Origin of the sequence: Micromonospora zhanjiangensis (assembly GCF_042650605.1) — a bacterium.
In the GTDB taxonomy this organism is placed as follows: Bacteria; Actinomycetota; Actinomycetes; order Mycobacteriales; family Micromonosporaceae; genus Micromonospora_J; species Micromonospora_J zhanjiangensis.
This window is the reverse complement of record NZ_JBHSBN010000063.1, coordinates 1-11,078: the sequence shown is the minus strand read 5'-3', so window position 1 is coordinate 11,078 and position 11,078 is coordinate 1. Positions and strand designations below refer to the sequence as shown.

General features: G+C 70.7%; 10 protein-coding genes. 1 reads left to right on the top strand and 9 read right to left on the bottom strand.

Annotated elements, in window-relative coordinates; all coding sequences use genetic code 11:
- On the top strand, window positions 1-497 hold a 497-nt coding region (locus tag ACFOX0_RS33430), incomplete at its 5' end, for a cellulose binding domain-containing protein (RefSeq protein ID WP_377553574.1).
- Window positions 498-566: 69 nt separating this feature from the next.
- On the opposite strand, the gene ACFOX0_RS33425 is transcribed toward ACFOX0_RS33430, so the two are convergent.
- The 9 genes from ACFOX0_RS33425 to ACFOX0_RS33385 all read right to left on the bottom strand — a co-directional run.
- Window positions 567-1,574: a LacI family DNA-binding transcriptional regulator gene (locus ACFOX0_RS33425; RefSeq protein ID WP_377553572.1), complete on the bottom strand. Its 1,008-nt coding sequence runs from the start codon at window positions 1,572-1,574 to the stop codon at window positions 567-569.
- 219 nt (window positions 1,575-1,793) lie between these two features.
- The gene (araA, locus tag ACFOX0_RS33420) at window positions 1,794-3,296 is read right to left on the bottom strand and encodes an L-arabinose isomerase (RefSeq protein WP_377553570.1); all 1,503 of its coding nucleotides are present in this window, start codon (window positions 3,294-3,296) and stop codon (window positions 1,794-1,796) included.
- A gap of 97 nt (window positions 3,297-3,393) precedes the next feature.
- Window positions 3,394-4,386 (bottom strand): galactofuranose ABC transporter, permease protein YjfF, encoded by a 993-nt coding sequence (gene yjfF / locus ACFOX0_RS33415; protein ID WP_377553568.1) that lies wholly within the window; start codon window positions 4,384-4,386, stop codon window positions 3,394-3,396.
- The gene (locus tag ACFOX0_RS33410; protein ID WP_377553566.1) at window positions 4,383-5,453 is read right to left on the bottom strand and encodes an ABC transporter permease; all 1,071 of its coding nucleotides are present in this window, start codon (window positions 5,451-5,453) and stop codon (window positions 4,383-4,385) included. Before ACFOX0_RS33410 ends, yjfF begins: the two co-directional genes overlap by 4 nt.
- Window positions 5,450-6,994 (bottom strand): sugar ABC transporter ATP-binding protein, encoded by a 1,545-nt coding sequence (locus ACFOX0_RS33405; protein WP_377553564.1) that lies wholly within the window; start codon window positions 6,992-6,994, stop codon window positions 5,450-5,452. Before ACFOX0_RS33405 ends, ACFOX0_RS33410 begins: the two co-directional genes overlap by 4 nt.
- Window positions 6,995-7,151: 157 nt before the next feature.
- On the bottom strand, window positions 7,152-8,144 hold the full coding sequence (locus ACFOX0_RS33400) for an ABC transporter substrate-binding protein (RefSeq protein WP_377553578.1): 993 nt from the start codon (window positions 8,142-8,144) through the stop codon (window positions 7,152-7,154).
- Between the two features lie 178 nt (window positions 8,145-8,322).
- A complete protein-coding gene (locus ACFOX0_RS33395; protein ID WP_377553562.1) occupies window positions 8,323-9,012 on the bottom strand; it encodes an L-ribulose-5-phosphate 4-epimerase in 690 nt (229 codons plus the stop codon).
- A complete protein-coding gene (araB, locus tag ACFOX0_RS33390; protein ID WP_377553560.1) occupies window positions 9,009-10,694 on the bottom strand; it encodes a ribulokinase in 1,686 nt (561 codons plus the stop codon). The genes ACFOX0_RS33395 and araB overlap by 4 nt, the downstream gene beginning before the upstream one ends.
- A 235-nt stretch (window positions 10,695-10,929) precedes the next feature.
- Window positions 10,930-11,078: cellulose binding domain-containing protein (locus ACFOX0_RS33385; RefSeq protein ID WP_377553576.1), on the bottom strand; the 149-nt coding region annotated here is incomplete at its 5' end.

Genomic DNA, 11,078 nt, shown 5'->3' with positions numbered 1-11,078 from the left:
TCACCGTCTGGGGCATCCGCGACAGCGACTCCTGGCGCACCGGAGAAAACCCCCTGCTGTTCGACGGCAACGGCAACAAGAAGGCCGCCTACAACTCCGTCCTGGACGCCCTCAACGCCGGCGGCACGAACCCGCCGCCCACGACCCCGCCGCCCACCACCGGCGGACCGACCACTCCCCCGCCGACCACCCCGCCGCCCGGCGGTAGCGGCTGCACCGCGTCGGTGACGCTGAACTCGTGGAACGGCGGCTTCACCGCCAGCGTCAAGGTCACCGCCGGGTCGGCCGCCATCCGCGGCTGGAACGTCCGGATCACCCTGCCGTCCGGCACGACGGTCACGAACACCTGGAACGCCACGGCCAGCGGCAACAGCGGCACGGTCGGCTTCCAGAACGTCAGCTACAACGGTCAGGTCGGTGCCGGCCAGACCACCGAGTTCGGCTTCCAGGGCAACGGGACCGGTCCGTCCGGCACCCCGACCTGCACGGCGAGCTGAGCTGAGCCCTCGTCGGCCCGGTCCCGGAGAACTCCGGGGCCGGGCCGACGGTGTTCATGACGTACCGGATCAGCGCGGCGGCGGGCCGACGCTGGACCGGGCGATCAGGGTGGGCGCGACGGTCTGCCGCAGCCGGCCGCCGCCGTTCGACTCGATCTGGGCCAGCAGCAACCGGAGGCTGGCCCGGGCCACCGCGTCGAAGTCCGGCCGGACGGTGGTCAGCGGTGGGATGAAGTAGGCGGCCTCCGGCACATCGTCGAAGCCGACCACGCTGATGTCGCGCGGCACCCGCCGGCCGTGCTCGTGCAGGGCCCGCAACACGCCGAGGGCGACATGGTCGTTGGCGGTGAAGACCGCGGTGGCCTCCGGCATCCGGGCCAACATCTGCCCGCACCGGTAGCCGGACGCCGCCGACCAGTCCGCCGCCATCAGCGGCGGCACCTCCACCCCGGCCGTCCGCAACGCCTCCCGCCAGCCCTCGATCCGGCCCGCGCTGTCGAACCAGTCGGACGGCCCGGACACGTGCCAGACGGTCCGGTGCCCGGCGTCGAGCAGGTGCTGGGTGGCCGCCCGGGCACCGGCCACCTGGTCGACCGTGACCAGCGGCACCGGCCGGCGAGGGTCACCGTCGACGGTGACCAGCGGGACGTCCCGGGGCAGGTGCTCCAGCGCCTCGCCGGCCGACTCGACCGGCGCGATCACGACGATGCCGGCGACCCGGTGGGCGAGGTGCCGCTCGACCACCTCTGAGATCGACCGGTGGTCCAGGCTCCGCACACTGCCCACGCTGACGGCGAAGCCCTCCTCGGCCGCCGTCTGCTCCAGGGCGGCGAGCAGGGACGCCGGGCCGAAGAGCGTGGTGTTCTGGGCGACCACGCCGATCACCTGCGAGCGGCCGGTGACCAGCGCGCGGGCCGCCCGGTTGGGCAGGTACCCCAGCTCGGCGATGGCCGCCTGCACCCGCAGCCGGGTCTGCTCACGGACGTTGGGGTGCCCGTTGAGGACCCTCGACACCGTCTGATGGGAGACCCCGGCGAGGCGGGCCACGTCCGTCATCGCCGGACCGCGCGCAGCCATGTCACTCCCACCTGCTCGCCGGAGGGCCGTCGGTGCTCGACCGGAGTGGCCTGGGCTGCACGATCGCCTCTCCCGGCACCCGCTCCGGCGACCCGGGCCGGAAGCCTTGAATCACGGACAGTGTACGACAGCCCAGCCGGCCGACCACCGACAGCCGGACCCTCCCGGGCTCCCCGACCGACCCGCCGACCCCCGACAGCCGCGCCGGCGTCCGGGCGGTCACAGCCCGCGGGCCAGCCGGTGGTAGGCCTGGTTCCACCGGAGTTCGGCGGCGAATCGACGCGGCTCGGTGTCGGCGTCGATGACGACGAGTTCGGTCCGCGCCATCTCGGCCAGGTCGTGCAGTTCCTCCACGCCGACGGCCTGGGACAACACGGTGTGGTGCGGTGCGCCCGCCATGATCCACGCCTCGGCCGAGCCGGCCAGGTGCGGTCGCGGACGCCAGACGGCCCGTGCCACCGGGAGCTTCGGCAACGGCTGGGGCGGCGCGATGACGTCGATCTCGTTCGCGACCAGCCGGAACCGCTCGCCCATGTCGGCCAGGCCGAGCACCACGGCCGGCCCCGGCCGGCCGTCGAAGACCAACCGGACCGGGTCCTCCCGGCCGCCGATGCCGAGCGGGTGGATCTCGACGGTCGGCGTGTCGGAGGCGATCGTCGGGCACACCTCCAACATGTGCGCGCCGAGGATCACCTCCGAGCCGGGGGTCAGGTCGTAGGTGTAGTCCTCCATGAACGACGTACCGCCCTCGACGCCGACCGACATCGCCTTGACGGTCCGGACCAGCACCGAGGTCTTCCAGTCACCCTCGCCGCCGAAGCCGTAGCCGTCGGCCATCAGGCGCTGCACGGCGATGCCCGGCAACTGGCGCAGCCCACCGAGGTCCTCGAAGTTCGTGGTGAACGCGCGGAACCCGCCCCGGTCCAGGAAGGCCCGCAGACCGAGTTCCACCCGCGCCGCGTACCGCAGCGAGTCGTGCCGTTCCCCACCGGGACGCAGCCCGGCGTCGACCCGGTACGTGTCGTCGTACTCCTTGACCAGGTCGTCGATCTGCGCGTCCGGCACCTCGTCGACCACCTGGACCAGGTCGTTGACGCCGTACGTGTTGACCGAGACGCCGAAGCGCAGCTCCGCCTCGACCTTGTCGCCCTCGGTCACCGCGACGTTGCGCATGTTGTCGCCGAACCGGGCCAGCCGCAGCGACCGCATCGCCGACCAGCCGATGGCGGCCCGGGCCCAGGCACCGACCCGGGCGACCACCCGCGGGTCGGTCACGTGCCCGGCGACGGTCTTGCGGGCCACCCCGAGCCGGGTCTGGATGAAGCCGAACTCCCGGTCGCCGTGGGCGGCCTGGTTCAGGTTCATGAAGTCCATGTCGATCTCGGCCCACGGCAGCGCGACGTTGGACTGGGTGTGCAGGTGCAGCAGCGGGGTCCGCAACGCGTCCAGGCCGGAGATCCACATCTTGGCCGGCGAGAAGGTGTGCATCCAGGCGATCACCCCGACCGCACCCTGCACCGCGGCGTCCTGGCAGACCCGCAGGATCTCGTCGCTGGTGGTCAGCACCGGCTTCCAGCGGATCCGCACCGGGATGTCCGGCGCGGTGTCGAGCAGCTCGGCGATCCGGCGGGACTGGTCGGCCACCTGGCGAAGGGTGTCCTCGCCGTACAGGGGCTGGCTCCCGGTGAGAAACCAGACCTCGGGCTCAGGGTGCGTTGCCATGCAGGTTGCCTTCCACGAGTTGGAACGGTCACTGGACCTCCGCCGACCCGGACTCCGGTGGCACTCGGGCCCCCGGCGCGCGGGAGGGCGCGGGGGTTCACTTGTAGCGGATGCCGATGAGGCGCTGGAGCAGGATGAAGGCGAAGAGCAGGCCGCCGATCACGATCTTGGTCCACCAGGAGTTGAGGCTGCCGTCGAAGGTGATCAACGTCTGGATCACGCCCAGCACCAGCACGCCGAGGACGGTGCCGAACACGTATCCCGACCCGCCGGTGAGCACCGTGCCGCCGATGACCACCGCCGCGATGACGTCGAGTTCCATGCCGATCGCGATCAGCGGTGCGCCGGAGAGCGTGTAGAAGGACAGCAGGATGCCGCCGATCGCCGAGCACAGCCCGCTGATCGTGTACACGGCGATCCGGGTACGCCCCACCGGCAGACCCATCAACAGCGCCGACTGCGCGTTGCCGCCGATCGCGTACACGTTGCGCCCCAGGCGGGTGTACGCCAGCGCGTACGCGGCCACGGCCACCACGGCGAACGCGATCAGCACGCTGATCGACACGAAGTTACCGGCCGGGTCGCCGATCCGCTTCTGCGACACCGCGGTCCAGAACCCGTCGGTGATCGGGATGGACTTGTCGCTGATGAAGGTGCACATCCCGCGGGCGAAGAACATCCCGGCCAGGGTGACGATGAACGGCTGGATCTCGAAGAAGTGGATCACGCAGCCCATCAGCAGGCCCAGGGTCGGACCGATGAGCAACGCGATCACCAGCACCAGGCCGGCCGGCAGGCCCGCGCGCAGCAGGGCGGCCGACACCATCGCGGTCATCGCGACCACCGAGCCGACCGACAGGTCGATCCCGCCGGTCAGGATCACGAACGTCATCCCGACCGCGACGACGAGCATGAACCCGTTGTCGATGAAGACGTTGAAGACGACCTGGACGTTCGAGAACGCCCGGTACTGGGACACCCCGATGCCGTACAGGATCAGCAGCAGCACGAGGGTGGTCAGCACCGGGATGTGCCGGCGCGGCAGTCGCGCCCAGGTGTTCCGTACGGTCGCGAGGGAGGCGGTGGTCATGCCGGCACCTGTTCCTTCCGTTCGTCCGCCACCGGGCTGACGGGTGCGGCACCCGGCCTGCGGCGGCTGAACCTGGCACCCAGCCGGGCCCGGAACGCCGGCGCCTGGATGAGGCAGACGATGATCACCACGACCGCCTTGAACAGCAGCGACGTCTGTGGGGAGATGTTCATGGCGTACACCGTCGTGGTGAGGGTCTGGATGAGCAGCGCACCGAGGATGGTGCCGCTGAGCGAGAACCGGCCGCCGGCCAGCGAGGTGCCGCCGATGACGACGGCGAGGATGGCGTCGAGTTCCACCCAGAGGCCGGCGGAGTTGCCGTCGGCGCTGGAGACGTTGGCGGTCATCATGAACCCGGCGATCGCGGCGCAGGCGGCGCTGATGACGTAGACCAGAAAGGTGATCCGACCGGAACGGATGCCGGCCAGCCGGCTCGCCCGCGCGTTGCCGCCGACCGACTCGACGACCATCCCCAGCGCGGTCCGCCGCAGCACCGCCGCGATCAGCAGCGCGGCGGCGAGCGCGATGAAGATGGCCAGCGGCAGGGCCAACAGGTGCCCGACGCCGATCGCCTTGTACGGGCTGGAGTTGATCGTGATGATCTGGCCCTGGGTGATCAGCTGGGCGACGCCCCGGCCGGCCACCATCAGGATCAGCGTGGCGATGATCGGTTGGATGCCGATGACCGCGACCAGGACCCCGTTCCAGGCCCCGAGCACCAGGGCCGTGCCGAAGCCGAGGACCAGCGCGATCAGCACCCCGGCGAAGCCGTTCTGGTCGGGCTGGTGGCTGATGTAGAGGCAGGCGACGGCGCCGCTGATGGCGCAGATTGAGCCGACCGACAGGTCGATGCCGCCGGTGGAGATGACCAGGGTCATGCCCAGCGCGACCAACATCAGCGGGGCACTCAGCCGGACGATGTCGACCAGGCTGCCGTACAGATGTCCGTCCTTGAGCTCGACGGACAGGAAGCCGGGCCGGTAGACCGTGTTGGCGACGAGCAGGGCGACGAGGACGGCAACCGGCCAGAACAGCCGGTGCGAGGTCAACGTCCGGTACCGGCTCATGGGTGAACTCCCTCGTTCTGCCGCGCGCCGCCGGCGATGGTCTGCATGATCCGGTCGGCGTCCACCGTGTCGTCGTTGGTCAGCTCGGCGACCAGCTCGCGGTCGCGCATCACCGCGATCTTGTGGCTGAGCCGGAGCACCTCCTCCAACTCGGCGGAGATGAACAGCACCGCCATCCCACCGTCGGACAGCTGCACCACCAGCTTCTGAATCTCTGCCTTGGCGCCGACGTCGATGCCGCGGGTCGGCTCGTCGAGGATCAACAACCGCGGCTCGGTGATCAGCCAGCGGGCCAGCAGCACCTTCTGCTGGTTGCCGCCGGACAGGTTGCCCGCCGGCAGGTCGGGGTTTGCCGGCCGGATGCTGAGCGCCTTGATGTAGCGGTCGGCCAGTTCGTCCTGGCGACGGCGCGGGATCGGGCGGAACCAGCCGCGGGCCGCCTGCATGGCGAGGACGATGTTCTCCCGCACGGTGAGTTCGGGGATGATCCCTTCGGCGCGGCGGTCCTCCGAGCAGTAACCGATGCCGTGGTCGATGGCGGCGACCGGGGTACGCAGCGCGGTGGTCGTGCCCCGCACCGACACGCTGCCGTGGTCGGCCCGGTCGGCACCGAACAACAGGCGCGCCACCTCGGTACGCCCCGAGCCGAGCAGGCCGGCGAGGCCGACCACCTCCCCGGCGTGGATGGTCAGGTTGAACGGCGCCACGGATCCGCCGCGACCGAGTTCGCGCGCCTCGACGTACGGCTCGCCGCGCTCCAGTTGGGCGAGGTCGGGCCGGGGCTGCTCGTCCAGCCGCTCCAGTACGTCGAGTTCCTTGCCGATCATCTTCTCGACCAGGCTGAGCTGCGGCAGGTCGGCCGTCGGGTACTCACCCACCAGGCGTCCGTTGCGCAGCACCGTGATCCGGTCGGCGATGGCGTACACCTGGTCGAGGAAGTGGGTGACGAACAGGATCGCGATGCCGTCGTCGCGCAGTTGGCGCATGACCCGGAACAGCTGCGCCACCTCGCCGGCGTCCAGGCTGGAGGTGGGCTCGTCCAGGACCAGCACGGTGGCCCTGATGTCGATCGCCCGGGCGATGGCCACCATCTGTTGGACCGCGATCGAGTACGAGGCGAGCGGCGCGCTCACGTCGATGTCCAGTTCCAGCCGGGCCAGCAGGGCGCGGGCCTGCCGCCGCATCTCACCCCAGCGGACGGCACCGAGGCGACGCGGCTCCCGGCCGATGAAGATGTTCTCCGCGACCGACAGGTTGGCGCAGAGGTTGACCTCCTGGTAGACGGTGCTCACCCCGGCCGCGGCGGCGGCCATCGGGCCGCTGAACGAGACCGGCTGCCCACCGAGGGTGATGCTGCCGCTGTCGATGTCGTAGACGCCGGTCAACACCTTGATCAAGGTGGACTTGCCGGCGCCGTTCTCACCCATCAGGGCGTGTACCTCGCCGGGAAAGAGCCGGAGGGCGACGTCGTCGAGGGCCCGGACGCCGGGGAACGACTTGCCGATTCCCGTCATTGTCAGGACCGGCTGGCTCTGGGTCATCCCACCAGACCTTTCGCAGAGTTCAGGTTGTCCGTACGCCGCGGGTGCGAGGTGCGGCGGACCGCCACCCCGCCCGGACCGCCGGGCGGGGTGACCGCCCGTGGGCCGGGTGGGGTGGCGGCGGGGTCGCCGGTTGGTGTGGCGATCCGGTCGTCGATCAGTACTTGCGGTCCGGCAGGGCCGCCTTGGCCGTGTCCTGGGTGAAGGTGGTCTCCTTGGTCTCGATCCGCTCGGGCACGGTCTCGCCGGCCTTCACCTTCTTGACCAGCTCCATCAGCTGTGGGCCGAGCAGCGGGTTGCACTCGGCGATGAAGTTGAACTTGCCGTCGGCCAGCGCCTGCATGCCGTCCTTGACCGCGTCCACCGTGATGATCTTGATGTCCTTGCCGGGCACCTTGCCGGCCGCGGTGATCGCCTCGATCGCACCCAGGCCCATGTCGTCGTTCTGCGCGAACAGCACGTCGATCTTCGGGTTGGCCTTGAGGAACTGCTCCATCACCTGCTTGCCGTCGGCCCGCTTGAAGTCACCCGACTGGCTCGCGATGATCTTCAGCTTGGGGTTGGCCGCGATGGCCTCGGCGAAGCCCTTCGTACGGTCGTTGGCCGGGGCCGAGCCGGTCGTGCCCTCCAGCTGGACGATGTTCACCTGGCCGGTGGCGTCCTTGGTGTTCTCCACCAGCCAGTCGCCCGCCGCCTTGCCCTCCTTGACGAAGTCCGAGCCGAGGAAGGTCTTGTAGAGCGACTTGTCGGCCGAGTCCACCGCCCGGTCGGTCAGGATCACCGGGATCTTCGCGTCCTTGGCCTCCTTGAGCACGGTGTCCCAGCCGGACTCCACCACCGGCGAGAAGGCGATCACGTCGACCTTCTGCTGGATGAAGTTCCGGATCGCCTTGATCTGGTTCTCCTGCTTCTGCTGCGCGTCGTCGAACTTCAGGTCGATCCCGGCGGCGGCGGCCGACTCCTTGATCGAGGTGGTGTTCGCCGTCCGCCAGCCGCTTTCCGCGCCGACCTGGGAGAAGCCCAGCACGATCTTCTTGTCGCCGCCGGACCCGCCGCCGGTGTCGCTGTTGCCACACGCCGTCACGCCGCCGACCAGCAGCGCGGCGGCCAGCACCGCGACGGCGCGGCGCGAGGTGGGGAAACTTCGCATGCTTCTCACGGGAACTCCTCGGGGTGATGGACCGGGTCCGCCCGGCCGTGGCACGGCCGCGCGGTTCCGCGCTGGTGGAGCGGTGTGCGGTGGTGCGGTTGTTGTTTCGGTGGTGGTGCTCGGGTGGTACTTCCGCCGGTCGGGTGGTGCGTCCGGCAGACGGTGCGGGCGGTGGGCGTCAGGAACTCGTGGACGCGGGCCGCTGGCCGTAGACGTTCTGGTAGCGGTGGTAGAGGGCGTCGATGTCCGCCTGGGCCATCGGCACCGGCGGGCCGAGCGCGCGGGCCAGGTGCGCGGTACGGGCGACGTCCTCGCACATCACCGCCGCCTTCACCGCGGCGCGGGCGTCCTTGCCGATGGTGAAGACGCCGTGGTTGCGCATCAGCACCGCGGGCGAACGGTGCCCGGAGAGGGTCGCGACGATGCCCTTGCCGATGTCGTCGCCGCCGATCAGGGCGAACGGGCCGGCCGGGATCTCCCCGCCGAACTCGTCGGCCTGCGCGGTCAGGTGGCAGGGGATGGACTCACCACGGGCCGCCCAGGCGGTGGCGTACCCGCTGTGCGTGTGCACCACCCCGCCGACCTCCGGCATCGCCCGGTAGACGTAGGCGTGCGCGGCGGTGTCGCTGGACGGGGAGTGTTCCCCGTCCACGACGGTGCCGTTCAGGTCGCAGACCACCATGTTGTCCGCCGAGAGGTCGTCGTAGTCGACCCCGCTCGGCTTGATCACCATGAGGTCCTGGCCCGGCACCCGGGCGGAGACGTTGCCGGCGGTCCAGGCGACCAGCCCGTACCGGGTGAGGGCGGAGTGCAGTCCGGCGACCGTCTCGCGCAGTTGCCAGATCTCGTTGTCCCACCGGGTGTTCATCCGACGACCTCCAGTGCGGCCGGTTCCTGCGCCGCCGCGTCGGCGAGGGCGTTGTTGCGGATCGTCCGCAGCCGGGACATGACGTCGTCCCCGCCGCGGCCGAAGTGGTCGTGCAGGGTCCGGTACTCGGCATAGAGCGCGTCGTACGCCCGGACCCGGTCGGGATCCGGCCGGTAGACGTCCCGGTCCACCCGGCCCATCACCTCGGACGCCTGGTAGATGTCCGAGTACTCGCCGGCGGCCACCGCGGCGTGGATCGCCGAACCCAGCGCCGGGCCCTGCGCCGAGCCGATGATGCCCAACGGCCGGTTGGTGACGTCCGCGTAGATCTGCATCAGCAGCCGGTTGGTGGTCAGACCGCCGGCCACGATCAGCTCGGTGACCGGCACGCCCGCCTCGGCGAACGCCTCGACGATCATGCGCGTCCCGTACGCCGTCGACTCCAGCAGCGCCCGGTAGATGTCCGGCGGGCGGGTGGCCAGGGTCAGCCCGACGATCAGGCCGCTGAGGTCGTGGTTGACCAGCAGTGAACGGTTGCCGTTCCACCAGTCCAGGGCGATCAGGCCGTGCGCGCCGACCGGCTGGGCCGCGGCCAGCTCGGTGAGCCGCTCGTGCGAGTCGACACCGGCGGGGGCGGCGTGCTTGACGTACCAGCCGAAGATGTCACCGACGCCGCTCTGCCCGGCCTCGTAGCCCCACAGGTCGGGGCTGATGCCGCCGTCGACGACGCCGCACATCCCGGGCACCTCGGCCAGCTGGCTGCCGTTGACGACGTGGCAGGTGGACGTACCCATGATCGCGACGAGCCGACCCGGCGCCAGGGCCTGGGCCGCGGCGGCGGTGACGTGCGCGTCGACGTTGCCGACGGCCACCGCGATCCCGGCCGGCAGGCCGGTCCAGGCCGCCGCCTCGGCGGTCAACGTGCCGGCCCGCTCGCCCATCGCCCGCAGCGGGCCGTCCAGCTTGGCGACGAAGTCGGTGAAGCCGGGATGCAGCGCGGCCAGGAAGTCCGTCGACGGGTAACGACCGTCCTGCCGGATGCCCTTGTAGCCGGCGGTGCAGATGTTGCGGGTCTCGACGCCGCACAGCTGCCAGACGATCCAGTCGGCCGCCTCGACGAACCGCTCGGCACGCCGGTAGAGGTCCGGCGCCTCGTCGAGCAGTTGCAGGCCCTTGGCGAACTGCCACTCGGCCGAGATCTTGCCGCCGTACCGGCCGATCCACGGCTCACCGCGTTCGTGGGCCAGGGCGTTGATCCGGTCGGCGTACGGCTGGGCGGCGTGGTGCTTCCAGAGCTTGACCCAGGAGTGTGGACGGTTGCGCAGCTCCGGCACCTCGCACAGCGGAGTGCCGTCGGCCAGGGTCGGCAGCACGGTGCAGGCGGTGAAGTCGACGCCGATGCCGACGATCTGTGCCGGGTCCACCCCGGCGTCGGCCACCGCCGCGGGCACGGCGTGCCGCAACACCTCGCGGTAGTCCTCGGGGTCCTGCAGCGCCCAGTCCGCCGGCAGCGGCGTGCCGCCCCGGGGCAGGGTCGACTCGATGACGCCGTGGCGGTACTCGTGCACCGCGGTGCCCAGCTCAGCCCCGTCGCTCACCCGGACGACCAGCGCCCGACCGGACAGCGTGCCGTAGTCGACACCGACGACATATCGGGTGCCCGACCCGTCCACGTCGCTCATCCTCACCTCCACGCAGTGACAGTCACAAGTGTTAGCGCTCACATGGAAGAGGTCAAGATACCTTCCAGCAACAGCTGCGTAACGGCGGGCGTACCCGACCGTCATCGGCACGACCAGCGAGGCCGGACCTCGGTCCGGCCTCGCTGACGGTCGTCGATTCGCCGATGGCGGATGGGCGGCGGGCCGGCCACCCGCCGGGGCCGGTGCGCGCGGTGCGCGCACCGGGGCCTGGCGTTCAGGAGCAGGTGTTGCCGTTGAGGGCGAACGACGACGGTTTGGCGGTGTTGCCGGTGTGGTTGGCCTGGAAGCCGAAGTCCACCGAGCCGCCCGCCGGAATGGTGCCGTTGTAGCTGACGTTACGGGCGGTGACCTGCCCGCTGGACG